The sequence below is a fragment of the uncultured Idiomarina sp. genome, from assembly GCF_964010655.1.
GTDB classification, from domain to species: domain Bacteria; phylum Pseudomonadota; class Gammaproteobacteria; order Enterobacterales; family Alteromonadaceae; genus Idiomarina; species Idiomarina baltica.
Map to the genome: position 1 here is coordinate 25,382 of NZ_CAXGLS010000007.1, position 26,184 is coordinate 51,565.

The 26,184-nt window shown below is 46.1% G+C and carries 25 protein-coding genes; 21 read left to right on the top strand and 4 right to left on the bottom strand.

The window, feature by feature from the left end; all coding sequences use genetic code 11:
• Positions 1–2: 2 nt before the first annotated feature.
• Positions 3–902, bottom strand: a complete 900-nt coding sequence (locus ABNS04_RS03435) for a LysR family transcriptional regulator (protein WP_006955846.1) — start codon at positions 900–902, stop codon at positions 3–5.
• Positions 903–968: 66 nt separating this feature from the next.
• Between ABNS04_RS03435 and ABNS04_RS03440 the strand changes: the two genes are divergently transcribed.
• The 3 genes from ABNS04_RS03440 to ABNS04_RS03450 all read left to right on the top strand — a co-directional run bounded on the left by ABNS04_RS03440 (position 969) and on the right by ABNS04_RS03450 (position 3,416).
• Positions 969–1,616 carry a LysE family translocator gene (locus ABNS04_RS03440; protein WP_050749996.1) on the top strand — a complete coding sequence of 216 codons (648 nt, stop codon included), beginning with the start codon at positions 969–971 and terminating at the stop codon, positions 1,614–1,616.
• Positions 1,617–1,693: 77 nt separating this feature from the next.
• Entirely contained in the window at positions 1,694–2,575 is an 882-nt protein-coding gene (locus tag ABNS04_RS03445) for a 6-carboxytetrahydropterin synthase (RefSeq protein WP_006955844.1), read from the top strand.
• Entirely contained in the window at positions 2,568–3,416 is an 849-nt protein-coding gene (locus ABNS04_RS03450; protein ID WP_272978821.1) for a M23 family metallopeptidase, read from the top strand. Before ABNS04_RS03445 ends, ABNS04_RS03450 begins: the two co-directional genes overlap by 8 nt.
• Here ABNS04_RS03450 and ABNS04_RS03455 read toward each other — a convergent pair.
• A complete protein-coding gene (locus tag ABNS04_RS03455; RefSeq protein WP_272978823.1) occupies positions 3,413–5,188 on the bottom strand; it encodes a PDZ domain-containing protein in 1,776 nt (591 codons plus the stop codon). The two genes, ABNS04_RS03450 and ABNS04_RS03455, sit on opposite strands and share 4 nt — an antisense overlap.
• Before the next feature lie 78 nt (positions 5,189–5,266).
• Here ABNS04_RS03455 and ABNS04_RS03460 point away from each other — a divergent pair, with 78 nt between their 5' ends.
• From ABNS04_RS03460 to ABNS04_RS03475, 4 genes are read left to right on the top strand one after another with little or no spacing between them, the layout of a single operon-like run.
• Positions 5,267–5,968: a flagellar brake protein gene (locus ABNS04_RS03460; RefSeq protein WP_006955841.1), complete on the top strand. Its 702-nt coding sequence runs from the start codon at positions 5,267–5,269 to the stop codon at positions 5,966–5,968.
• A gap of 32 nt (positions 5,969–6,000) precedes the next feature.
• Positions 6,001–7,086, top strand: coding sequence for a histidine kinase (locus ABNS04_RS03465; protein WP_006955840.1), 1,086 nt, complete (start codon positions 6,001–6,003; stop codon positions 7,084–7,086).
• Entirely contained in the window at positions 7,083–7,907 is an 825-nt protein-coding gene (locus ABNS04_RS03470; RefSeq protein ID WP_006955839.1) for a LytTR family DNA-binding domain-containing protein, read from the top strand. Before ABNS04_RS03465 ends, ABNS04_RS03470 begins: the two co-directional genes overlap by 4 nt.
• Complete coding sequence (locus tag ABNS04_RS03475; RefSeq protein ID WP_006955837.1) at positions 7,907–8,755, top strand: DUF6279 family lipoprotein; 849 nt, start codon at positions 7,907–7,909, stop codon at positions 8,753–8,755. Before ABNS04_RS03470 ends, ABNS04_RS03475 begins: the two co-directional genes overlap by 1 nt.
• A gap of 18 nt (positions 8,756–8,773) precedes the next feature.
• On the opposite strand, the gene pyk is transcribed toward ABNS04_RS03475, so the two are convergent.
• Positions 8,774–10,204 carry a pyruvate kinase gene (gene pyk / locus ABNS04_RS03480; RefSeq protein ID WP_006955835.1) on the bottom strand — a complete coding sequence of 477 codons (1,431 nt, stop codon included), beginning with the start codon at positions 10,202–10,204 and terminating at the stop codon, positions 8,774–8,776.
• A gap of 91 nt (positions 10,205–10,295) precedes the next feature.
• Between pyk and msrB the strand changes: the two genes are divergently transcribed.
• A complete protein-coding gene (gene msrB / locus ABNS04_RS03485) occupies positions 10,296–10,709 on the top strand; it encodes a peptide-methionine (R)-S-oxide reductase MsrB (protein ID WP_006955833.1) in 414 nt (137 codons plus the stop codon).
• Here msrB and ABNS04_RS03490 read toward each other — a convergent pair.
• On the bottom strand, positions 10,672–11,499 hold the full coding sequence (locus tag ABNS04_RS03490) for a DUF2989 domain-containing protein (RefSeq protein WP_006955831.1): 828 nt from the start codon (positions 11,497–11,499) through the stop codon (positions 10,672–10,674). The two genes, msrB and ABNS04_RS03490, sit on opposite strands and share 38 nt — an antisense overlap.
• Positions 11,500–11,625: 126 nt before the next feature.
• Between ABNS04_RS03490 and ABNS04_RS03495 the strand changes: the two genes are divergently transcribed.
• From ABNS04_RS03495 to ABNS04_RS03555, 13 genes are all read left to right on the top strand, one after another.
• Positions 11,626–13,071 carry a glyceraldehyde-3-phosphate dehydrogenase gene (locus ABNS04_RS03495; RefSeq protein ID WP_006955827.1) on the top strand — a complete coding sequence of 482 codons (1,446 nt, stop codon included), beginning with the start codon at positions 11,626–11,628 and terminating at the stop codon, positions 13,069–13,071.
• Between the two features lie 88 nt (positions 13,072–13,159).
• Positions 13,160–14,293, top strand: coding sequence for a M14-type cytosolic carboxypeptidase (locus tag ABNS04_RS03500; protein ID WP_040487989.1), 1,134 nt, complete (start codon positions 13,160–13,162; stop codon positions 14,291–14,293).
• 40 nt (positions 14,294–14,333) lie between these two features.
• Positions 14,334–16,010: an AGCS family amino acid carrier protein gene (locus ABNS04_RS03505; protein WP_006955823.1), complete on the top strand. Its 1,677-nt coding sequence runs from the start codon at positions 14,334–14,336 to the stop codon at positions 16,008–16,010.
• 134 nt (positions 16,011–16,144) lie between these two features.
• A complete protein-coding gene (locus ABNS04_RS03510; protein WP_006955821.1) occupies positions 16,145–16,471 on the top strand; it encodes a zinc ribbon domain-containing protein in 327 nt (108 codons plus the stop codon).
• A gap of 8 nt (positions 16,472–16,479) precedes the next feature.
• Complete coding sequence (locus ABNS04_RS03515) at positions 16,480–16,776, top strand: DUF1315 family protein (RefSeq protein ID WP_006955819.1); 297 nt, start codon at positions 16,480–16,482, stop codon at positions 16,774–16,776.
• Positions 16,777–16,784: 8 nt separating this feature from the next.
• Positions 16,785–17,255 (top strand): GAF domain-containing protein, encoded by a 471-nt coding sequence (locus ABNS04_RS03520; RefSeq protein WP_006955817.1) that lies wholly within the window; start codon positions 16,785–16,787, stop codon positions 17,253–17,255.
• A gap of 4 nt (positions 17,256–17,259) precedes the next feature.
• Positions 17,260–17,550 (top strand): hypothetical protein, encoded by a 291-nt coding sequence (locus ABNS04_RS03525; RefSeq protein WP_006955815.1) that lies wholly within the window; start codon positions 17,260–17,262, stop codon positions 17,548–17,550.
• Positions 17,543–18,178, top strand: coding sequence for an RNA chaperone ProQ (proQ, locus tag ABNS04_RS03530; RefSeq protein WP_272978828.1), 636 nt, complete (start codon positions 17,543–17,545; stop codon positions 18,176–18,178). Before ABNS04_RS03525 ends, proQ begins: the two co-directional genes overlap by 8 nt.
• A gap of 22 nt (positions 18,179–18,200) precedes the next feature.
• Positions 18,201–20,261: a carboxy terminal-processing peptidase gene (gene prc, locus ABNS04_RS03535; protein WP_272978829.1), complete on the top strand. Its 2,061-nt coding sequence runs from the start codon at positions 18,201–18,203 to the stop codon at positions 20,259–20,261.
• A gap of 124 nt (positions 20,262–20,385) precedes the next feature.
• Positions 20,386–21,768 carry a sodium-dependent transporter gene (locus ABNS04_RS03540; protein WP_272978830.1) on the top strand — a complete coding sequence of 461 codons (1,383 nt, stop codon included), beginning with the start codon at positions 20,386–20,388 and terminating at the stop codon, positions 21,766–21,768.
• 12 nt (positions 21,769–21,780) lie between these two features.
• Positions 21,781–23,244: a Na+/H+ antiporter NhaC gene (nhaC, locus tag ABNS04_RS03545; protein ID WP_272978831.1), complete on the top strand. Its 1,464-nt coding sequence runs from the start codon at positions 21,781–21,783 to the stop codon at positions 23,242–23,244.
• A 9-nt stretch (positions 23,245–23,253) separates the two neighbouring features.
• Positions 23,254–25,866 (top strand): aminopeptidase N, encoded by a 2,613-nt coding sequence (gene pepN, locus ABNS04_RS03550; protein WP_272978832.1) that lies wholly within the window; start codon positions 23,254–23,256, stop codon positions 25,864–25,866.
• A gap of 35 nt (positions 25,867–25,901) precedes the next feature.
• Positions 25,902–26,123: a DUF2835 family protein gene (locus ABNS04_RS03555; protein WP_272978833.1), complete on the top strand. Its 222-nt coding sequence runs from the start codon at positions 25,902–25,904 to the stop codon at positions 26,121–26,123.
• Positions 26,124–26,184: the final 61 nt, after the last annotated feature.

Sequence of the window (26,184 nt, forward strand, 5' to 3'; positions counted from 1 at the left end):
TCCTAGGATGCATCGATATCTTTGACTTGTAACTTAAGCCAGTTAAGTAGCGCGACGAGCGCAACGGAATAGCGACGCTTTTTACGATACTGCGCATACACAGCTACACTCCGTGACGACTCAGTTTTGCCCAAAGTGTGCCAGTCTGATAATGATGGATGCTGTGTCAGTTGTTCATCGACAATAGCCACTCCTTGATATGTGTGTGCCAAGTCGAGCGCCATAGTCGTATCGGCACATTGATTAATAGTCAGCGGGTGAGTGCGGTTTGTGTGCTGTTCTATCACTCGTTGATGCATGGGGTGTGCCTTATCGACAAACCACGTTGCCTGAGTCGAGTCACAATTTGCATCGGGGCTGATCGCGACATAACTCGGTTTATAGAGTGTGGTTTGCTGTATTTGCGTATCCCGTAAAAGACTTTGGCTGATAAGCAGATCAATGTTTTCGTGTTGAATTTGACTCGCCCAGTCAGCTTGCTGTGCATCATTGACTTGCTCATCGCTACGAACAAAGCTGAGTTGGATATGTGGGTAAATCGAGTGAAAGTCAGCAAGGCGATCTTGTAGCCAGTAACGTAGACGCTCAGAACTAATAGCCAGTGTAAGCCGGGTAATGTTATGATCCGCGGTGGAGCGGGCACGTTGTATGGTGTGATCTAACTCGCGAAAAATACTTTCGAGTGCGGGGGCAAGCTCTAATCCCGCCGGCGTTAGTGCATGAACACGGTTGTCGCGTTGAAATAAGCGCATGCCTAACTGATTTTCGAGTGTCTGAATCTGTCGTGTGACAGCCGCTTGGGTGACGCCCAACTGCTGAGCGGCTTGTTTGAAGGTGCCTGCACGCGCCGCGACGTCAAACACGCGCAGAGCATTCAGCGATAAGTTTGATTTAGTGCTCATAGTTGACCAGTTTTATTTAATTTGAATTAACTAAAAGTTAACCTTAATTGCATGGAGGCGCAAGTCGTGTCTTATTGGGCTGAGTTTATTACTATTGCCACCTATCATCTGCTCGCCGTTGCAAGTCCTGGTCCAGACTTCGCGGTGGTGACGCGTTATAGCTTATCTTACGGTCGCAAAATCGGCGCGTTTGTGAGCTTGGGCGTAGCCGCAGGTATTATTTTGCATGTGACTTATTCACTGGTGGGTGTAGCCATTATTATTAAACAAACGCAGTGGTTATATGCAGCTATTTTGACAGCGGGTGCGCTCTATTTAGCCTACATGGGCGTGGGCGCATTGCAGTCAAAACCGAAACCTGCGCCCGACACCCATGAGCACGACCCGCAACGTCCGTCTGAAAGGCGCGCGTTTATGACGGGCTTTATTACTAATGGGTTGAATGTCAAAGCAACGTTGTTCTTTCTGACATTGTTTACTGTAGTGATTAGCCCTGACACACCATTTGCTTGGCAGTTAAGCTATGCCATTTATTTAATTCTCGCCACGGGCGTATGGTTTTTGTTTCTGTCCCGAGTGCTGTCGTCGGAGCGCGTATTTAAACGCGTGTGGCGTTACATGCACTGGGTTGATCGACTCATGGGTGTGTTATTGATTGCCCTCGCTGTGCATTTATTCATTGATGTACTCAGCGAACTGAAAATTATTGTTTAAGCCGATGAGCACTGGGTGCGTAACCCAATGAATAGCGTTATAATTGAACCGATTTTTATGAGATGTAAGCGAGAGCTATGCTGTTATTTGTAGATGATTTGACCGTGATTGATTGTTCTTACCTATGTGCCGAGCGCGGCATCGTGGGCGAAAGCTGGATTGTAGATATTGAGCTCGATGGCTCACTTAATGAACAGTCGATGGTGCTTGATTTTGGTCGCGTGAAGAAGCAGATCAAAGCGATTATTGATCGGTCAGTTGATCATAAGCTACTGGTACCGAGTAGCCACGCATACACACGTGTCACACACTCTGATGACGACGAGTCTCACTGGGTTGACTTTATGCGTCCCGAAGGGCGCTCGATTCATCTATTTTGTCCTGCTGAAGCCTTTGCTTATATCGATGCGGAAAAAGTGGATGCACTGACCGTGACCGACTACTTACGCGCAGTAATAAAACGCGAATTGCCCGGTAACGTACAAGGATTGCGCTTGTCGCTGCGCCCCGAAGCAATCGATGGCTTCTATTATCATTATACGCATGGGCTCAAGAAGCATGACGGTAACTGCCAGCGTATCGCTCACGGTCACCGTTCAAAAATTCAAATTGCGTTGGATAATATTCGTCAACCAGTGCTCGAGAAACAATGGTCTGAGCGATGGGCTGATATTTACATTGGTTCAGAAGAAGACAAAGCAGAGATTAAACGGTTACAGCGGTCAGAATCGGCTAAGCAGCTGAGTGAAGCGACTCATGTGGGTTACAGTTATGTTGCTGATCAAGGCTTGTTTGAATTGATCGTACCTAAGAGTGAGAACGATTTTATTGATTCGGACTCTACGGTGGAGTGTATTGCAGAGTTTATTGCTGCAAAAATCAAACAAGACCATCCTGAGCAACGTGTACGGGTTAGAGCGTTCGAGGGAGTAGGCAAAGGAGCAATTGCTTATGCTTAACCGTTTCAAAGTGATTATCCCACTATTATCGATAGTGAGTATTGCGTTTGGCAGCGCAGCTAAAGCGGCTCAGGAAGAGATACCCGTGACATGGTACGGCGAGTTGACTCAGGGGGCGTTGCTGATCGGTCAAGTTGAGCCCAACTCAGAGGTAGTTTATCAAGGTGAGCGCCTTGATATCAGTGATGATGGTTACTTTGTTATTGGTTTTGGTCGCGATGCTGCGTTAAATCAAACCCTTGAAGTGGTTGAAGGCTCAGAAAAAACACCGATTAATCTGACTTTAAGCAAACGCGAATACAAGATTGATCGAGTTGAAGGTGTGCCGCAAAAAACAGTCACCCCGGATCCCGAGCAGGTTAAACGCGCCAAGGCTGAAGCAGCTAAAGTATGGCGTGCTCGCCAAACTGACTCGAAACGAATGGACTTTATGACCCCGGTACGTAAGCCTGCGGAAGGGCGTATCAGTGGTGTTTATGGTTCACAGCGATTCTATAATGGTGAACCTCGCCGCCCTCATTATGGCGAAGATATTGCCGCACCGACTGGAACCCCCGTCTACGCGCCTTGGAGTGGTGTGGTGACGCTAGCAGAACCTGATTTGTTCTATTCAGGTGGCACACTCATTATCGATCATGGGTACCGTGTGAATACCACGTACCTGCACCTAAGCAAGCTCTCGGTTGAGGTCGGTGATACCATTCAGCAGGGTGAAAAGATTGGTGAAGTAGGCGCATCGGGCCGCGCCACGGGCCCACACCTTGATTGGCGCGTAAACTGGGGCAATGAGCGCCTCGATCCTGCACTATTACCCCAGCTATATCCTCTCGTAAATAACTAAAGGTTGGTTTTCAACCAATCATTAAGATACTCAGGCTGCGTGATAGAAAGCACGTAGCTTGTTTTCTTAGGTGCTTGCCAAGTCAGCTTTAATGTTCGCAATTCGTCACGTCTAAAGGCGTGCACAGTAACGCTATCGCCCGGCTTGAATGCATCTAATATTTCGTTGATGTTATCGCTGGTAACTTGGAGATGGTCGATGGCTATTAAGCGGTCATTGGCTGATAACCCTGCTTCATAAGCGCTTTCATCGTGGTATACCTGCGTTAACTCCAATCCTTGAGGATGGTTTTTGTAACGCGCTCCTAAGGTCACTTTAGCGGACTTTTCGGGTAATTTGCCGTTACTTTGTAAGTCGTTGGCGGGCACATGTCGTGACACCTTTACGCCAAAATTCTCTAACAGCTCTGACACGGGCAGTTGCTCACGAGAATATAAAGCGTCGTGAAGGAACTCATTCACGTCAAGGGCTGTATAGTGGCTCAAGTATTCGAAAAAAGTGTGATCTTCAGTACCTTCGCCGGTTTTACCGTACCGATGCCAAAAGTCATGCATTATTTGCTGTAAATCGAGTTGATGATCGCTTTGTAGACGAATGGTTAAGTCCAAACACAAGGCGATAAGAGCCCCTTTAGCATAGTAACTAACAATGCTATTGGGCGCGTTTTCATTCTGTTGGTAGAACTTGGTCCAAGCTAAAAAGCTCGATTCAGTCACGGATTGTTGATGCTGTCCGACACCGCGTTCAACACGCGCCAAGGTGTTGCCCAGCAAACGTAAATAACGATCAGCAGAAATAATGCCGGCACGATGAAGTAGGTAATCATCAAAATATGAGGTCATGCCCTCGTAGAACCACAGTTGTTCTGTGTAGGTTTCTTGCTCCAGCGGGTAGGGAATAAAAGCTTTAGGCTTCAGCGTTTTAATATTCCAGCTATGGAAATACTCGTGGCAGCATAAGCTTAAAAACGTCTCATAGTTATCGTCTACCTTAGTCTGCCCAGGTTTAATGAGGTCCTTGCGGCTGCACACCAGCGCAGTCGAGTTGTTGTGCTCAAGTCCGCCAAATCCATCGCCTACGACCATGGTTAAGAATGTGTAGTGCTTAAAGGGTGCGGGTTCGCCAAACATTTTTAGCTGATATTCACAAATACGCGCTAGGTCAGCGGTGATGCGCGAAGTATCGGCTTTGTGTCGGCCGCTCAGTACTAACGAGTGTTTTATTCCATGGGCAATAAACTCTTCAATGGTCAGTTCACCGAGCAAGAAAGGATAGTCGATTAATTTATCGTAGTTTTCCGCTTCAAATTCACCCCAACCGTGCGCATTTCCGGATACGCGCGGCATACCGGTTGCAATACGCCAGTGTGCGATGGCATCGCTTGGCTCGAGGCTCAAGCGACAAGGGTTTTGCTCTTGCCCGGCGACGGCAAGACAGAGTGATGTGTTGTTGAAAAAGCCTTGTAGTTCGTCAAGATAAGCGCTTCGCACGGAGAGGTCGAACGCGTATACTTGGTACTTTACCTGAATAGCATGCTCCGAGGATTCAAGGCGCCAGCGGTTTTTGCTGATTTGATCGAGCTTAAGGGAACGTCCATCGCTTTCTGCATAGATACCGACGATATGTTTGCTAAAGTCGCGTATGAGATAACTTCCCGGTATCCAATTAGGTAGCCAAAGTTCTTGACCATTGGGATCGGGCTTTTCAATATGCAGCGAGACCTCAAATAAATGACCTTTGGGGTCAATTGGGGTAATCTGATAATGGATCAAACGGATACTCCTTTGCTTGACAGTCAATGACTTATAGCGAACATATTAGCATACTTGATTTTATTAGTAGGGGATTGCATGGCAGCAAAAATCAAGCAGTTGACGGTAGGGCAGAAAGTTGAAATACAAATTTCTGGTCTCAATGTACCGGCACGTTTTCAAACCGAGTTTATCGGTGCTGTTTTAGGACGTTGGTTCATTGTCAATATGCCTGATTCTAGGCGTTATGGAGAGTTACGGGAGCATCTTTACGAGGGCGTTCCGATTATTGTTCGCTTTGTTCTTGAGAACGAAAACGGCGAAATTTGTGCGTTTAGAAGTGATATTGACTTTGTCGTCGCCCACCCAACCAAAATGTTGTTTTTAGACTGGCCTAAGCAGGTTGAAAGTCGCGTTATTCGTCAGGGTCGACGCTTTGACGCTTACTTACCTTGCAAGGTATCGCGTTTGTCTGAAGATAATTCGGTGGATGCGTCCGTTGAAGCTATTATTCTCGATGTTTCTGAAACCGGGTGTAAATTACAGTACGTCAACGCCGAAGCGGCTGCCGACGATACCGCCAGTCCGATTAAATGGGAGACAGGACAGCGGGTTAACATTACGGTTAATCAGAAGTCTGGCAACACTGTTGAATTGGGAAGTATTGTACGTCAAGTAAAGGCTGCAGAAACTGAAACGACGCTAGGTGTTCAGTTTAATAGTCAGCAAAAAGAGGCTATTAACAGCTTGTTTTCCGGCAGCTTAGTGGATATTGATGCGCTCTCGCGGTCGCAGTCCTAACTTATAGCTCGCTCAACGAGAAGGTTTCAAGGTTGTTAAAATCATTGCTCAGCAAATCATGGTTTCCAAGTTCGGACCGCGGCTTTTGGCTACTGCAATTCGGCGGATGGGCAGGGTATGCATTAGTCAATTATATCGGTTCCTTAATGCATGAAATGCGCGATATATATGGTGTTGTACTTGTCTTAGGGGCTTACTCTGGTTTCTTGCTTACGCTTCCGTTACGGTATTTTTACCAACGCGTTTGGGAATGGCATCCACTGTTATTAATGTTTGTTGTTATTCTTGCAAGTTACATTACCGCGTGTCTCTGGGCCGTGGTCGATAACGCGACATATTGGGAGATTTATAAGTTTGGTTTTACACCAGACAGTCATCTTGCCTATTTTAAAAATAATATAGCCAAGTTCTACATCGTATTGAGCTGGAGTGGCTTATATTTTGGTATTAAATATTACCGTATGTTGCAAAACGAAAAACAGAAGGCGCTGATGGCTTCCTCAATGGCGCACCAAGCGCAGTTGAAAATGTTGCGTTATCAACTCAACCCCCACTTTTTGTTCAACAGTCTTAATGCAATTTCTACGCTGATCTTGGTCCAAGATACAGCTATCGCCAATAAGATGGTTAACCGCTTGAGTCATTTCTTGCGTTTCTCGCTCGACAACGATCCCATTAAGAAGATCACCTTAAAAAAGGAAGTCGAGGCGTTGATGTTGTACCTCGATATCGAAAAAGTGCGCTTTGATGAGCGCTTAGAGATCCTGATAGATGTGAGTGATGAGGCTAAACGGGCATTGGTGCCGAGTTTACTTTTTCAGCCGTTAATTGAAAATGCTATTAAGTATGCAATTGCTAAAACTGAGGAACAAGGCGTATTATCACTAAAGGCTTACGTTGAGCGCAATCGCTTAATTGTGCAATTGTGTGACAATGGACCTCATGCTCCTGAACAGCCTGAATTGCTGATGAAGAATGCAGGCGTGGGTCTTAAAAACACACGCGAGCGATTAGCCGCGCTCTACGGTGATGAATTTACGTTCAGTATGACAAAAAATGAACCACAAGGCTTATGTGTTGAGATCGTATTGCCTTTTGAAACGTTGGAGAGTGTATGAGTCGTAGTTTTACTGCTTACATCGTGGACGATGAGTCTTTAGCACGTAAAGGACTGGCGATCCGATTAGAATCATTTGACGAAATCACGTTGGTAGGGCATCAGGGGAACAGTCGCGAAGCGGTTGCTGAGATCAGTGCGTTGAAGCCCGACATTGTATTTTTGGATATTCAGATGCCCGGTTTGAACGGGTTTGATGTGCTAAAGTCTTTGCAACAATGTATGCCGACGTTACCCGCGATTGTGTTTGTTACGGCGTTCGACCAATACGCGATACGTGCTTTCGAAGTGCGTGCTCTGGATTACTTGCTTAAACCTGTTGATGAAGAACGTTTAGTAGAGACTATCGAGCGAGTGAAGCAAGAATTAGAACCCAATGAGTTCGATGCGACGCAGCAGAAATTAGTCAACTTGGTCGCCGAGGTTACTGGCGAAGACTGTGATGTTATTCTGGAGCGTTTAGCAAGCGGTGACGACGTTCCGATGAGTCGTTACCCGGAACACATTGCGATTAAAGACAGTGGCGAGATCACGCGAGTACCCGTGAATGCTATTGAGTGGGTTGATGCGGCGGGTGATTACATGTGTATTCATGCGAGCGGGGAAACGTTTATTCTTCGTCGAACCATGAAAGAGCTTGAAAAAGAATTAAATCCTCATTTATTTCAGCGCATCCATCGTTCTGCCATCGTTAATGTGAACCAAGTCGAAAAATTGTGCACGCGTCAGAATGGTGAATATCATATTTCGCTTAAGAATGGTCAAAAACTAAAAGTCAGCCGTAGTTACAAAGATAGGATCAAACAACTTATCTTAAACTAATGCGTCGAATTTATACGGCAGTACTTTGTTTATCTGCGTTGCTAATAGGCTGTACCGCACAGTTTGGTTATCGTTATTTAGACACTTTTATCGAGTGGCAACTCGATGATTATGTTGAATTAACTGATGACCAACAAACGCGCGCATCGAGGATTATCGATGAGTTGCACCAGTGGCACGCTACCCAACAAATTCCTCAGTATCGAATGCGTTTACAAAGTTTGCGGCAGGCGCTTGCTGAAGACACAGTCGATAAGGAACTCATCGCACAACTTGAAAGCGATGCGTGGTATTTTTGGCAGCAGATTAAGGACCAAATAGCGGCGCATACTGCGTTTCTGAATGAGCTCTCAGTTGATCAAAAGCAGCAGTTAATTACCTCGATGCAAGAAAAGCTTGATGAGCAGCGCGAGGAAGAAGCGGAAGAGGGCGATGACTTATTTGCTTCTTATGATCGCGTTAAGCGTCGTCAAGAGGCTTTGGAAGAGCGGCTAGGCTCACTCACCGATGAACAGCGCCAGTTGGTCAAATCCTGGGTATCTGAGTCTGACGCTGTTCCTAATGAGTATGATTGGTTAGCTTACCGCCAGCGTTGGCTCGATAGTTTCAAACAGGCACTATTAGCATCGCCTATGCAGGCTAAGGTGATAAAGTCGCTGATTACGGACCCTGAACAAATGTTATCAGAGGCCCAGCAGGATAATCGCCGCGCAAAAAGCACGATTCGCCATCGTTATCTTGCCAAGCTCAGTGGAAATCTAACGCAAGAGCAACGCGAGAACCTCATCGAGCAGCTTGATGAATATATCGAGTTATGTCGTGACATTGAGGCGCACTTCGGCGCGTGACGCCGAAGTGCGGTCAGCTTACTGAACCTCGATAACTTTACAGGTATTGCTTGAGCCAACGGTTTCCATGACATCGCCGTGTGTAAGCACAACGAGATCACCTTTTGCAACATGCCCCAAACCCTTTATTACCGCAATCGCGTCTAATATCGGATTTTTTGATTCGGTTGAGTCAAATTGAATAGGGTATACGCCTCTGTACAATGCACACTTATGACGACTACCCGAGTGACGAGATAGCGAGAAAATAGGCAAATGAGAGGTAATACGAGACATCAATTTAGCCGTAAATCCGGATTCCGTGAGTGCGATAATTGCTTTTACACCCGTTAGGTGGGTGGCTGCATACATTGCGGACATGGCCGCCGCCTCGGAAATACTTGAAAAATGTTCTTCTAAATCGTGATGTTTAAGTTGGGCACTTGGATGCGTTTCTGCACCCAGACAGATTTCAGCCATTGCTTTTACGGTTGCAACTGGATGTTTGCCTGCCGCCGTTTCAGCAGATAGCATCACGGCATCTGTGCCATCTAGCACTGCGTTGGCAACATCCATCACCTCTGCGCGGGTTGGCATCGGATTTTCTATCATGGACTCCATCATTTGGGTTGCCGTAATAACGACTTTATTGAGTTGGCGTGCCCGACTAATTATCAGTTTTTGTTTACCGACGAGTTGTGCGTCGCCAATTTCGACACCTAAGTCACCCCGTGCAACCATCACAGCGTCGGATGCTCTTATAATCTCATCCAACGCGTGCTCCGATGCGACGGCTTCTGCACGTTCAATTTTGGCACAAAGTACGCCATTCCCGCCTGCCGCACGTAATAGCTGACGCGCCTCGTTAATATCGTCACCGCTACGAGGAAAAGAGACTGCCAAATAATCCACACCGATTTGTGCGGCTGTTTTTATGTCTTCTAAGTCCTTTTCTGTCAGTGCTTTTGCAGAGAGTCCGCCACCGAGTCGATTAATACCTTTATTATTCGATAACTGACCGCCAACAACGATCAGCGTATGTACAGCAGACCCATCGATACGTTCAACTTGCAAACGAATTCGGCCATCATCCAGTAGGAGGATGTCACCCGGCTCAACGTCATGTGGTAGTTCTTTATAATCAAGTCCGACAATGTGCTCATCACCCGATTGGCTATCGTACTGGGCATCGAGGGTAAACTTTTCACCCTGCGAAAGTGTGACTTTGTCGTTTTTGAAGCGTGCTACCCGTATCTTTGGGCCTTGCAGATCACCTAAGATAGCGACATGTGCTTTTAATTCAGCGGATAGCTTACGAACCATTTCAGCACGTTTGATATGGTCGTCCGCCGAACCATGAGAGAAGTTTAGACGTACTACATTAGCACCTGCTTGTATAAGTGATTTAAGAACACTAGGGTCATCAGTAGCAGGACCTAGGGTGGTAACGATCTTTGTACGGCGCAACATGTAAAACTCCGAGCAGCTGAAAGTGATTAGATGTTAAGTCTAACACAGTGTTTGTTAACAAGGTAAGACAGAACAGAGACATAGGTGAGTCATGAGTAATCAACAAAGCGATACTAATTGGAACGACCTGAGTGATGAACAATGGCGTGAGCGATTAACACCTGAGCAATATCAGATCCTGCGTCAACAGGGTACCGAGGCACCATTTAGCGGCGACTTTATTCAGGTAAATGAACACGGTGAATATCACTGTGCTGGCTGCGGGCAATTATTGTTTACTGGACAACAACAGTTTGAAGGTCATTGTGGCTGGCCAAGTTTTGATGAAGCTATCGATGGAGCTATCGAATACCGTGAGGATAGTAGTCACGGCATGCAACGTATTGAAATTGTCTGTAGCCGCTGTAAAGGCCACTTGGGTCATGTTTTTAACGATGGCCCAACGGAAACAGGGCAACGCTATTGTGTTAATTCGTTGGCACTGACCAATCGGGGCGAAGATTAAAACGTCCCTCCGTGATTCGGTCTGTGAGTCTGTCAGCAATGTCACGAAGTTGCTTTTTGCGCTCATCGGGTTGCGTAAAAATATCATCGAGCTGCTCTACATCGAGTACCTTGGATTTGAAATTGACGGCAACGAGAGACCAGACATAGGCTTTATCAACCGCTCCTTGGTTTAGGTAATAGGTTGCTAAAGATTCGGGGATCTCGACATTGAAGCGTTGACCCGGTTGATACAGCCGTAATGCGCGATAAAGATAGGCAAGCATTTTATCGGTGTTTTCTTTCGCGTAATAGGTGGCTAAAGCAAATTGTAGTTCAGAGGTTTGCATGATGGGTGCCCCCTCAAGCGCTAATAAACGTTTGAGTGCCGCTTGGTTGTTGCGGTTCGCCCAGTGCCAGTAGAGTAATAAAGGGTGCTCACTTTGACGAGTCTCTTGCGCTCGCTTTTCGATATTGCGCAGACTATTAATATAAGCTTCGATACGATGTGATTGCTTTTCCTTGAGCTTTTTGTGTTCAATCGCCGAAGCGAGCTCAATGCACTGAGAGTAATTTTGTAAATCCTTCAGTAAATAATATTTACTTTCTGCAGATGGATTCATCTTATGACTGTAGCGCGTTAATATCAGCTGACGCCGTTCAGCATTGCACCAATTATCTTGATTTAAGTCTGAACACATAGTCGGGTCGGAGTTACAAGCTTCACGGACAGTTATTGGGCGATCGCCACACCCGACGACGAGCGACGCCAACACGACACTGCAGACTCCGATAATATATCCATATTTCATCGCTATTTTCCGTTAAGTAAACGAGTAACTAATAACTTGGCCAGCATAGGTTGGCTTATCTGTGCGCTTTTCAGTACAATATGCATCGAGATTTTTTGAGCATATCATACCATGAGGACTTAGCTAATGAATGCTAACCAGCAGGACCCGACACTCTCAAGTTGGCAGGAGCGCCAAGAGTACGCAGAACTCATGCAGCCATTGATCGGTAAATTGTACCGTAACTTTGGTGTTGAGATTCTTGTTTATGGTCGTTCACTTTTAAACGTCTCGACAATCAATATTATCAAAGCACATCGTTTGATTCGCCGTTATGAAGGTCAGAAAGTACGTTTACGTGAGAGCTTCCCATTCCTAGAGGCTATGGCAAAAATGCAGATGGCGCCGGCACGTGTCGATCTCGGTAAACTTGCTTACGGTTATCACCACGGTGGCAAAGCCGACGGCTTATCAATTGAAGACTATTTGCGTCGTGAATTGAGTGACGTTGTTGATGCAGACGATAGCATCGAACCACGCGATATCGTGTTATACGGTTTTGGACGTATTGGACGCTTATTGGCGCGCTTACTGATTGAGAAGAATGGTGCGAACAATAAAATGCGTTTACGTGCGATAGTTGTCCGTGGGGGTCGCGAGGGTGATCTTGAAAAGCGTGCGAGCTTGCTACGTCGCGATTCAATTCATGGCCAGTTCAATGGTTCTATTACTATTGATAAAGAAACAAATAGCATCAAAGCCAACGGCACCTCAATTAAAGTCATTTATTCCGATGGCCCTGATCAAGTCGATTACACGCAGTATGGCATTGATAATGCAATCGTAATTGACAATACCGGTATCTGGAAAGACGAAGCAGGTTTAGGTCTCCACCTTAAATCTAAAGGTGTCGCTAAGGTATTGTTAACTGCGCCTGCAAAAGGTGACATCAAAAATGTCGTGTTTGGCGTCAACGATAGCGACATTTTAGAAGATGACCGGATTCTCTCTGCAGCAAGCTGCACAACCAATGCAATTACGCCAGTACTTAAAGCGGTTCATGATGAGTATGGCATTGAAAATGGTCACGTAGAAACGGTTCACTCCTACACTAACGATCAAAATCTGATTGATAACTACCATAAAGCAGAGCGTCGCGGTCGTTCAGCGCCCCTCAACATGGTCATTACCTCAACCGGAGCGGCTAAGGCCGTTGCGAAGGCTTTTCCTGCATTAAAAGGCAAATTAACAGGTAATGCGATTCGTGTACCGACGCCTAATGTGTCCATGGCTATCATGAATTTGAATTTAGGCCAGTCAACTGATCGCGAAGCGTTGAACGAATACCTTCGTAAAACCGCTTTGCATTCTTCTCTTGAAAGCCAGATCGATTACACTGCCTCGACTGAAATTGTGTCGAGTGATTTGGTAGGTAGTCGCTATGCGGGTATTGTTGATTCACAAGCAACGATCGTTGAAGACAACCGCGCTGTGTTGTATGTGTGGTATGACAACGAATTCGGCTATAGCTGCCAAGTTGTGCGTGTTGCTGAGCAAATGGCAGGTCTTAAAGTGCCAAACTTGCCTCGCTAAATGCGAAAAATCGAAAAAAGCGCCCTCGGTGGCGCTTTTTTCGTATACTGGTATGCACTCGTTTTAATTACTATTAAGGAAACGCATGATACGTATTAATACAGCCTTTGATAGCGGTAACATCGACGTTATTGAAGCGCAGTCTTGTGAGAATATTCGTCTTGCAATTCGCAAGGACCATCAATCGGACTTCTATCAGTGGTTTCATTACAAGTTGTTTGCCGAGATTGGCGAGGAACATGTGATGGTCATTGAAAATGCAGGTCAATCAGCGTATCCCGATGGCTGGAAAGATTACCAAGCGTTGGCTTCGTATGATCGCGATACGTGGTTTCGCGTACCGACCGAGTATGATGGTAAGCAACTCACCATCCGCCATACGCCAGAGCAAGAATCAGTCTACTACGCCTACTTTGTCCCGTATTCGTATGAGCGTCATTTAGATTTGATTCAGCAGGCACAACAATCTGTGGATTGCTATCACGAGTTACTCGGTGAAACGCTTGATGGACGTGAGTTAAACTTGCTGATAATCGGCGAACCCAGCGACGATAAAAATACCATTTGGGTGACTGCACGTCAGCATCCCGGCGAGTCGATGGCTGAATGGCTAATGGAAGGATTTTTAGGGCGTTTGTTAGATGATGAGGATGGCGTCGCTCGGAAACTGTTAGATGAAAATGTGTTCTATGTCGTACCCAATATGAACCCAGACGGCAGTGTTCGAGGTCATTTGCGAACTAACGCGGTAGGTACTAACCTGAATCGAGAGTGGGCGGAACCTAGCCTAGAGAAAAGCCCAGAAGTCTTTTATGTACTTAAGCGGATGCAGGAAACCGGCGTCGACATGTTTTTAGATGTGCATGGTGACGAAGCGCTTCCCTATAATTTCGTAGCGGGTTGTGAGGGTATTCCCTCGTATGATGAGCGACATAAGCAGTTAGAAGAAACGTTTAAAAATGCTTTGTTAGCGGCAACGCCTGAATTCCAAGATGAATATGGCTACGAGAAAGATGAGCCAGGCAAAGCGAATATGACGGTTGCGTGTACCGCCGTTGGTGAGCGTTTTAAATGCTTATCGTACACTTTAGAAATGCCATTTAAGGATAATGCCGACTTACCTGATGAAGACTTTGGGTGGTCGTTGACACGTAGCCAACGTCTAGGCGAGGACTTGCTAACGGCTATATTGGCCGTGTCACCTATCTTGCGTAAGGCTTAACAAGCTCGGTGAAAATAACAATAAATAAAGGGGATACACCTTGGAAACGCTGAATAATATTTTGTTATGGATTGATGGGTTTTTGGGCTCGGCAGCCTATTTCCCATTTCTTTTGTTAGGTGTGGGCTTATTCTTCACACTTTATTTGGGCTTTCCTCAAGTGCGCTACTTTCGTCACGCGTGGCGCGTATTGAGCGGTAAGTTCGATAAAAAAGACTCACAAGGGGATACCAGCCACTTCCAAGCGCTTTCGACGGCGCTCTCTGGAACCGTGGGTACCGGTAATATTGGTGGTGTAGCATTGGCTATCTTCTTAGGTGGCCCCGCCGCTATTTTTTGGATGTGGATGACTGCGTTCATGGGGATGACCACTAAGTTTGTTGAGGTCACCTTATCGCATAAGTATCGTGTAAAAACTGAAGATGGCACCATGGCGGGCGGACCTATGTATTACATGGATCGCCGCTTAAACATGAAATGGTTAGCAGTGATTTTCGCTATCGCAACCATTATCAGCTCCTTCGGTACGGGTAACATGCCCCAAATCAATAACATCGCTCAGTCAATGGAACAAACGTTCGAGATAGACCCTGTTGTTACTGGTGCGGTGTTATCGATTCTACTCGCCATGGTTATTATCGGCGGTATTAAGCGTATTGCAGCGGTCACCTCCAAGATTGTACCTATTATGGGTATCTTGTATGTGCTTGGCTCGCTGAGTGTCATTGCATTTAACATTGATAATATCGGTGAGTCTTTTGTTTCTATTTTCCGCGATGCATTTACCGGCTCTGCGGCCGCTGGCGGTTTCTTAGGCGCAAGTTTTGCTTATGCCTTTAACCGCGGTGTTAACCGAGGTTTGTTCTCGAACGAGGCGGGTCAGGGTTCTGCACCGATTGCCCACGCATCAGCACGCGCGAAAGATCCGGTTTCCGAAGGTTTGGTTTCAATTCTTGAGCCTTTCCTAGATACCATCTTAATCTGTACGCTGACGGGTCTCGTGATTCTATCCTCAGGCGTTTGGACCCAGAAATTTGAGAATAACTTCGCACGAAGTGACCTCGACTTCATTGCTGGGCACTATGATGACACCATAACGGCTGACCGTGAGAAACTCTATGCGTATCTGAATCAGACGGATGAGAACCAGATCAAGCGGTATAGTGGTGTGGTGAGCGTTGAGAATGGTGTTGCTCAGACTAATGATGAGTTTACTATCTTACATGCGCGTTCGGTGGCTGAAGATGTACGCTTTATTGTGGCCGGCGAGGATGCTTATACCGGGACGGTGAAAGTTAAAGATGGTAATTTGATCAAAGACGATATCGAAGTAGTCGGTAAGTCGTTGGTTCACTCGGCGGCGCTAACGTCACTCGCTTTTGCAAACGGTTACTTGGGTGACTTTGGGCAGTACATTATTCCTGTGACGCTATTGCTGTTTGCCTTTTCGACGGCGATTGCTTGGTCCTACTATGGTGATCGCGCTGTGGTCTATCTATTTGGTCAGAAGGGTGTCATGCCATACCGTATTTTATACGTAGCAGGCTTTTTCTGGGCATCGTTTGCCGATACGACATTGATTTGGACAGCATCAGCGGTCGCCATCGTGTTAATGACCTTACCAAACCTGATCGGTATGTTGTTATTACACAAAGAGATGAAGAGTACTGTTAAGTCGTACTGGCAGGACTTTAATAAAGAACAAAAACGTAAATAGCCATAACGTTTATTCTAAAAAAGCGAGGCAAGCGCCTCGCTTTTTTTATTTAAACCTCATTTATTGGGGCTGTCCCTTGAATTTAGTGATAAAAGCCTTATATTGCTTGGTATATATCGGTAAAGGTGTTTGATATGGCATTAGTTAATTGCCCTTCGTGTGGTAAGCGCGTGTCTTCTAAGGCAAAAGATTGCCCTCATTGCCAATTTGTTTTTGCGGGCAATTCAAAAGAAGACATCGAGCGTGAAGCGATTCGATTGAGGCAGGAAAAGTCAGATAAATTGGTTTCTCAATCGATGTTGGCCTTGTTGCTCTCCATTGCTGCCTTTGTCTATCTATTTTTCCAACAACCTCTCGCCAATAGTTGGCAGCGTAGCGCTGCATTGTTGTTTATTGGCATTGGTTTGGTTTGGTTTGTCATTAACCGTGTACGCCTCATCATGCTTAAAAGAAAGCGGTAAAGCTAATAATGCAATTTGAAGATCTCATCAACAGTATGAGCCAAGATACGTATGAACGCTTGGTCAGTGCCGTCGAAACAGGACGTTGGCCTGACGGTGCAAAATTATCGGAAGAACAACTGGAAAACTCGCTCCAACTAGTAATGGCTTATCAAGCACGGTTTCTTGATAGCGACCAACATTACTCAGTAGGTAAAGATGGACGTATAGTCACTAAATCTAAAAGTGAGCTTAAGCGGCAGTTCTCGGAGCAGAGCGGAGCCGATACCATTGCGCGTTTTAACCTAAATGAAGATGAGAGATAAGAGGTACCATGCAAGTAGTATCAGTACGTGATGATATCGTGACTCAATGCGAAGCCATCACAAGTGGAGAATCCGATTTAATTGCTAATTTAGCGAATATTTCAGCACTCATTTTTGACCAGTTTGAAGACATTAATTGGGCTGGGTTTTACCTCACTCGAGGTGAGCGCGAGCTCGTATTAGGGCCGTTTCAAGGCAAGGTTGCTTGTGTACGGATTCCCTTCGGTCAGGGTGTATGTGGTGTAGCAGCCGACTCACAAGCCTTGCAACACGTGCACGATGTGCATGAGTTCAGCGGTCATATCGCCTGTGATGCCGCTTCAAACGCAGAGGTTGTAGCCCCTATTATTGTCGATGGAAAAACTGTCGGCGTACTCGATATAGATAGTCCTACCGTAGGACGATTCAGCGCAGAAGACGCAGAGATGTTCGCGAGAATTGCGGCAATCTGTGCTACTTTTAATTGGAATCAAGCCTAACCCTATGTTTGCAGATTTTGATATCCAACTTTATTTGGTCAACTACGAAGACACAATTTTCTTTGAAGGCGAGGAAGAAGCCGCGGCTGACCAAATCAATGAAATGCTGCATCTAATTAATGATCAGCGTATAGAAACCGATACCGTAGAGCAGCTGGAAGAGGCTGTGCGCCTTACGTTATATGAGTGGATCGAGGAGCCTCGGCTGCTTGAACTTGAATTCGATGATATGGACATGTTTGTTCGTACTGTTTTAGAAAACGTCCGTGAACAGGAAGAAGATTGGAATGAGTGAGTCTGAAAAACTGACGAAAAGTAAAGACGTCATTGCGTATTTGGCTGAACAGTTTCCGAACTGTTTTAGCCTTCAGGGTGATGCAAAGCCATTAAAGATCGGGATTTTTGAAGATCTTGCGAAGCGTCTAGAAGACGACGAAAAGGTAAGCAAAACTCGCTTGCGTACTGCATTACGTCATTACACGAACAGTTGGCGTTATCTTCGCAGTGTGAAAACAGGAACAGAGCGTGTCAATCTGGACGGTGAAGCTGTTGAAAAGGTACTTGACGAGCATCAACAACATGCTGCGGAGGCACTTAAGGAATCAAAGGAACGTGCCGCTGAGCGAGCGAAGCAGCGTAAAGCAACAGATACAAAATCTGAAGAAGCACGTACTAAACCGAAGCGGAGAGCACCCAGTGCGAACAAGGCTGCTAGAAAGCCAAAGCCAGCGCGAAAACCAACCCCTAAATTGAAAGATGTGGAACTTAATAGTCTTTCTGTGGGTCAACAGGTTCAAGTTAAAGCAGGTAACAGACCGATGCCAGGCACGGTGGTTGAGATCGATAAAAGCGATGTTCAAGTCCAGCTTGCCAATGGTCTGAGTATGAAAGTAAAAGCCGAAAACGTATTCGTAAAACAATAAGCGTCTGTCAGGAGTCGTCAATATGAAGTCAGGATTATTCAAGTTAAACGCGTTAGCTCTGTTAGTTGTAGCCCCGAGCGCGCTGGCGATTCCACCGACGCACGATATTTCTGAATTACCCCAATTAACGCAAGATAGTCAGCACGACACAGTCAGTGAGCGTGTGTTAGCGTATTTTACACGTTATCACTTCTCTCAGCCTGAGCTAGATGACTCGTTATCAGAGCAGATTCACGACCGTTACTTAGAAATGCTCGATTTCAATAAAATGTTTTTGTTGAAGTCTGACGTTGACGCGTCAGAAGAGTATGCTCGGTTGTTTGATGACATGCTTGAGAGCGGTGAGCTCGAAATTGCCTATGAGCTTTACCAAACAAGTTTAGAACGTCGTTTTCAACGTTATGTATATGCGCTTTCTTTGCTTGATAAAGATAAGCCCATGAGCTTCGATGAAAAGGGCGAAAAATATTACTACGATCGTGAAGATGCCGACTGGGCGAAAGATGAAGAGGCATTGAACGAGCTTTGGCAAAAGCGCGTCAAATATGATGCTCTGAACTTGAAATTGGCGGGCAAAGAGTGGCCAGATATCGTTGAGACCCTTGGTAAACGCTACAATAGTGCGTTGAACCGACTCACTAACTCAAAGAATGAAGATGCCTTTCAAACGCTGATGAATGCGTTTGCTCGTTCCATCGAACCTCATACGAGCTACTTATCACCCGCTAACTCTGAACGATTTCAGCAAAACATGAATCTTGAGTTGGAAGGTATTGGCGCCGTCTTACAATCAGAATACGACTACACTGTGATTCGTAGTTTGGTTCCAGGAGGACCTGCTGACAAGACGGGTGAGCTCTCTCCAGAGGACAAAATCGTTGCCGTTGGGCAAGGTGTTGGTGAGGACGCTGAGGATTTTGTGGATATCATTGGCATGCGTCTCGATGACGTTGTCGATATGATCAAAGGGCCGAAAGGTTCTTCTGTTCGCCTACAAGTCTTAGAGGCTTCACAAGGCGTTGGCGGCACACCGAAAGTGGTTGAAATAGTCCGCGACAAGGTCAAGTTAGAGGATCGAGCTGCAAAAGCGCACGTAGAGGTACCGGAAGAGGGACCTAATAAAGGGCGTAAAATGGGTGTCATTGAGATACCTGGCTTTTACAACAACTTGACTGCAGATGTCAAAAAGCTGCTTGAGGATCTTAAGTCTAAAGAGGTCGAAGGCATCGTTATTGACCTTCGAAGTAACGGTGGTGGCGCACTTAATGAAGCGATTGGATTAACGGGCTTATTTATTGACCAAGGCCCCGTCGTTCAGGTCAGTGATGGGCGCGGCCATGTTGAAATCAGTAAAGATCGAGATGGTGTTACCTATTACGAAGGTCCGCTGGTGGTGTTAGTTGACCGCTATAGTGCGTCCGCATCGGAAATCTTTGCTGCGGCAATGCAAGACTATAAGCGTGCGCTGATTGTGGGCGAGAATACGTTCGGTAAAGGGACTGTCCAACAGCATCGCGGGCTTAACCGTCGTTTTGATTTCTTCAGTGAGCCGTTAGGCAGCGTGCAATATACAATCGCGAAATTTTATCGGATTGATGGTGGTAGTACGCAGTTAAAAGGTGTGGCGCCTGATGTCACCTTGCCTTCATACGTGGAAGCGTCGGAGTGGGGCGAGAGTCGTGAAGACAACGCGCTACCGTGGGATCAAATCAAGCCAGCGCAATATGACACCTTCAGTTATCTTGATAGCGCTGAAATCCAGTCGTTAAACAAGAACGCTCATGAGCGTTTAGAGAAAGATCCTGAGTTTTCGTACATATTCAAAGATATCGATGAGCTACGTAAAAACATGGAAAAAACGTGGGTTAGCTTGAATATTGAAGAGCGTGAGAGTGAGCAAGCTGCGGACAAGAAAGAGCGCCTAGCCCGAGTCAATGATCGTCTCAAACGGATGGGAATGAAGCCAGTTGAATCGATTGATGATGTTGACGACGAGGTGCTTGAAGTGGATCCGTATCTTGATGAGACCATTTCTGTTGCATTTGAATTTATTGATGATGTGAAGCTCGCTCAAAACGACTAAGTCAATAGTCATAGATATGCTCAAAAAACCGCCGCTTTATGGCGGTTTTTTTACGTATGCTTGGCAACCCACGCAGTTTGTGGTCAACTACCGCGTTATACTAAAAAAATGATCTAGAACAACAATGAAAAACTCAGCATCAATATCAAGTCGTTGGTCAAGTCGATTGTCATTTATTTTGGCATCGTCGGCGGCCGCCGTAGGCCTTGGCAATATCTGGAAGTTTCCCTACGTGATGGGAGAAAACGGAGGCGGTGCTTTCGTTTTAGTATATCTGCTTTGTATCGCATTCATTGGCATCCCTATCATGATGGCCGAAGTGGTCATTGGTCGACGAGGTCGTCACTCACCGGGATACGCGGCAGAGCAAGTCGCAGTCGAGTCTAAACGCAGCCGGCATTGGCAATTGGCAGGTTGGTTAGGCATGTTGACGGGCTTTCTCGTCTTGAGCTTTTATGCCGTTATTGCAGGGTGGGCGCTCGATTACGTGTTTAAAGCGGCGGGCGGCGCATTCAATGGTGCCTCAGCCGAGCAAGTCGGGGGGCTATTCTCTGGCATGTTGTCATCGGCGAGCGAGTTGATGCTGTGGCACACACTCATATTGATTGGCGTAGTGGTTGTCGTGGGCAAGGGGGTCAATAAAGGACTCGAACGCTCGGTTCGTTTTTTATTGCCGGCTATGTTTGTATTGCTGATCGCTTTGGCGGTCTATGCTGGAAATATTGGGGCGTTTGGCGAAGCCGTAGAGTTCATGTTTAAACCTGACTTTTCAAAGCTTTCGATTAACGGCGTGATGATTGCGCTGGGTCACTCTTTCTTCACGCTCGGTTTAGCATCCGGCGTTGTCATTATGTATGGCGCTTACTTGCCCAAGGAAACTTCGGTCGTACAAACAAGCGTTTGGATAGCGGTGATTGACACACTGGTTGCTTTAATTGCAGGTCTCGCCATTTTCCCGTTGGTATTTGGCTTTAATCTTACACCGAGTGAAGGACCTGGATTAATCTTTACCACCTTGCCACTGGCTTTTGGTGAAATGCCAGGGGGACAATGGGTAGGCACTCTATTTTTCACCATGTTAGTGATCGCCGCATTTACTTCGGCGATAGCAATGATTGAAGCGTCGGTGGCTTTTGTCTCAGAAAAATTCAATCTATCGCGTTGGCCCTCAACGATCATTTCCGCCAGTGTATTATGGTTGCTGGGGCAGCTCACGATCCATTCGTTCTCCGGGAGCTCGTGGGCGCAACTGAGTACACAGTGGCTGGGTAAGCCATTGAATTCAATTTTTGATGTGATTGACTTACTCACATCGAGTCTATTATTACCGTTAGGTGGCTTACTGCTCGCCGTTTTAGCGGGCTGGGTAATGACGCGTGATAACGCTAAAGACGAGCTTGATGCTGGCAACCACATTTTTGATATTTGGCATTTGTGCCTCAAATACGTTGCACCGATCGCTATTATTATAATTTTTCTTCAACTTATCGGCATTATCGAGATTTAGGATAACGCATTCATGACACAACAAATAAAACAGCCCACACTTTTTCAGGCACTGATTCCGCTGGTCGCTTTGGTGATTATGTTGGCCTCATCAGTGTATTTCTTTGGCGAAGACTCATCCTATGGACCTAACCAAATAGCGCTTTGGATAGCTGCAGGTATTGCCTGTATTATCGGCTTTAAGAATGGCTTCAGCTGGGAGCAAATTGAAAAAGGTATTCAAGAAGGTATCTCTGTTGCTTTAGGCGCCATGTTGATTATTCTTGCGGTAGGCTCCTTGATTGGTACTTGGTTGCTCTCAGGTACCGTACCGACGCTGATTTACTACGGTTTAGAGTTGTTAAACCCGGGGCTGTTTTATGCTGCTAGCTGTATTATTTGCGGTATCATTGCATTGTCGATTGGTAGCTCTTGGACGACGGCTGCAACCATTGGTGTTGCGTTAATGGGAGTCGCATCGGGCATGGGTCTTGACCCTGCTATCGCCGCTGGTGCTATCGTTTCGGGCTCATATTTCGGTGACAAAATGTCGCCGCTATCAGACACCACGAACTTGGCACCTGCAGTCAGTGGAACCGAACTGTTCGCACATATCCGTTACATGGGCTATACCGCAGGCCCCGCGTTTATTATTTCAGTGACAATTTTCCTATTCTTGGGGCTGAATGCCGACTCATCGGTATCTCTTGAAAAGCTGAATCAAATGCAAAGCCTGCTCGACAATACCTTTAATGTAGGTTGGGCAATGTTAGTACCCTTAGGTGTTCTGCTATTTTTAGCAGCAACCCGTAAACCTGCGTTACCGACTGTGTTTTTTGGTGCGTTGCTAGGTGGCGTTTGGGCACTCATTTTTCAACCTGATATGGTGCAGCAGATGGCGGGTGGTAATGACACCTTATTATCGCACCTGAAAGTAATTTGGCTCGCAATGTCTGATGGTACGACGGTCAGTACCGGAAGCACAAACCTTGATTCGCTGCTGAGTGGCGGCGGTATGTCGAGCATGCTTAATACCCTATGGTTGATTTTAAGTGCAATGACGTTCGGCGCCGTCATGGAAAAGCTCGGGCTGTTAAAGCGCTTTATCCAGGGCATGCTAAAGTCAGCGAAGTCAGTAGGCAGTTTGATCACTGGTACGTTATTTACCTGTTTTGGTGCCAACGTATTAACTGCCGACCAATACATGGCCATCGTATTGCCTGGCCGTATGTTTAAAGAAGAATATCAACGTCGAGGGCTGGATCCTCGAGTACTTTCTCGTACATTGGAAGACAGTGGTACTTTGACTTCCGCATTGATTCCATGGAACACCTGTGGCGCATACATGTTTAGTGTTCTGGCTGTAAGTCCGCTAGACTATGGTATATATGCATTCTTTAACTATTTGACACCATTAATTGCGATTGTACTGGCTTATACTGGATGGACGATTTTACGCCGTGAGCCAGAAATGACTGAAAATACTCAAACGTCGTAAAGAGGGTTTATGTCACAAAAAACCGCGAAGTATCGGAAAGATTACCAAGCACCTAAGTTCACCATCGATACGGTGAACTTAGTTGTTGAATTGGACGAGACAAACACACGCATCACTAATACCATGAAAATAAAGCGCCAAGGCGAGCACAGTGATGCGTTGGTACTCGATGGAGAGCACATCGAACTGGAAAAGGTTGTTTTAAACGACCAAGCTCTCAGCACTTCAGATTATACAGTCACTGACTCAACGCTGACCATTGAGGTTGAGCAAAATGAGTTCACACTGACAGTGGTCAATACATTGAACCCATCGACCAATAAAGCGCTGGAAGGGCTTTATCTGGCTGAAGGTACTTTTTGTACCCAATGCGAGGCAGAGGGTTTCCGCCGTATAACTTACTACTTAGATCGCCCCGATGTATTGGCGACTTTTACTACCAAAGTTATCGCACCGAGTGCAGACTATCCGCATATTTTGGCGAATGGCAACAGCGTTGAGCACGGTGAGGAAGAGGGCAAGCCGTTTGTCACTTGGCATGACCCATACCCTAAACCGAGCTATTTATTTGCGTTGGTGTGTGGTGATTTTGATTTACTTGAGGACACCTTCGTGACGCGCGAAGGACGCGAAGTCGCACTGCAGTTATTTGTCGATAAAGGTAACTTAGATCGCAGTGAGCACGCGATGGTGTCGTTAAAAAATGCAATGCGTTGGGACGAGGAACGCTTTGGTCTGGTTTACGATCTCGATATCTACATGATTGTCGCGGTCGATTTCTTCAATATGGGCGCTATGGAGAACAAAGGACTTAATGTCTTTAATTCTAAATATGTGCTTGCTAATCCCAAAACCGGCACCGACCAAGATTTTTTAAATATCGAATCGGTGATCGGTCATGAATACTTTCACAACTGGACGGGAAACCGAATTACTTGCCGCGATTGGTTCCAGCTTTCGCTGAAAGAAGGCCTGACGGTATTCCGTGATCAAGAATTTAGCTCAGATTTAGGTTCACGTGCGGTTAATCGTATTCAAAACGTCAAGGTGATTCGTAGTCACCAGTTTACTGAGGACGCAGGGCCAATGGCTCACCCCATTCGACCTGACAAAGTTGTGGAGATGAATAACTTTTATACGGTGACCGTGTATAACAAAGGCGCTGAAGTCATTCGTATGATGCATACATTACTGGGCGAAACTGGCTTTCAGCGTGGCATGAAGTTTTATGTCGAACGCCATGACGGTGCCGCAGTGACCTGTGAAGATTTTGTCAAAGCGATGGAAGATGCCAACGATCGGGATTTTACACTATTCCGTCGCTGGTATGAGCAAGCTGGGACACCGAGTGTGGAAGTCGAAACCGCGTTTGATACTGACAAGCAACAACTCATTATCAACACCCGTCAGACGGTTCCAGCTACACCAGGTCAGGCGGAAAAACGACCCATGCATATTCCAATGCGTATATCTGCCTATGCACCTAACGGTAACCGTATAGTGCTCGCTGAAAACCTGCTCGAACTGACTGAAGAACGTCAAAGCTTTTACGTCAATGGCGAATTTGCAGCTCAATTGGCGTCGAATGAAGAACCGATTGTCTCGGTCTTCGATGATTTTTCTGCACCCGTTAAAGTGCAACGTGATTTACCTGAAGCAGCGATGTTGACCTTAATGGCGCATGCAGACGATCCGGTGAGTCGCTGGGACGCTGCACAGCAGCTATTTACAAGTCGCGTGGTGGATGCGGTCAAGTCGCAATCAACAGTCGAAGTGGATAAGGCGCTTGTCGATGCGTGTGAACGTTTGATCACGTCGGATACTGATCCTGCGTTAATCGCATTGACGCTGACGTTGCCAAATGCGGCTACCGTTGGCGAGTATTTTGAAACCATTGAGATTGATACCATTGTTCACAACTTGCGACAGTTAAAACGTCATTTAGCTGAACAGTTGCACGGCACGATGAGTGCACGTTATGCCGCTATTTATGATGAATTGCAGCAGCGTGACTACCGCTTGTCAGGTGAGGATATAGCGCTACGGCAATTGCAAAATGTACTATTGAGTTACCTCACCGTAGCGGGCGATAATTACGTGAATCTGAGTCAAACGCAGTTTGATAACGCAACGAATATGACGGATCGACTGGCGGCACTGCAGGCATCGGTTTGGGGCAACGCATCAAATGCTATCACGCTTGTGGAAGCTTTTGATCAGCAATGGCGCGGTGATAAACTGGTGATGGATAAGTGGTTCCAGACGCAGGCATTAGCCGATACGGACGGTACCATTGCCAATGTTAAAACCTTAATGAAACACCCCGATTTCAGTCTAGATAATCCGAACCGAATTTATTCATTGTTGGCGGCGTTTACACAAAATAGCGCAAGATTTCATCAGTTTGATGGAGCCGGTTATGCGTTAATTGGTGATGTCATTTGTCAGTTAAATGATAAAAATCCGCAGGTAGCGTCGCGTTTAATATCAAGCTTTATGTCTTGGAGACGGTACGATGCCGAGCGACAGGCATTGATGAAGCAACAACTGGAAAAAATCCAAGCGTTGCCGAACTTAGCAAGTGATTTACAAGAAAAAATAGAAAATAGTTTAGCTGCATAACTATTTTCACGAAATAGCGAGTTGGGAGTCATCCTGTGATTGAATATCGTTTTTCAATTTCTATGTCGTATCAGGAATTTATCGATATTTACTACGGTGGTGGCGCCCAACATTTAGTTGTACTGTCTGATACTAACGTACGAATTGCTATTCCGGCCGGTCGTATGGTTCCTTTTGTGGACCCAACTGGCGTATCCGGTCGGTTCATTATACAGCTCGATAACAATAATAAATTCGTTTCCCTCAAGCGTATTTAGCTCCTAATTTGGATAGTTATTGAGTTATTTTTCATAAGCTTTACTGCTCGCTGGTCTAAAC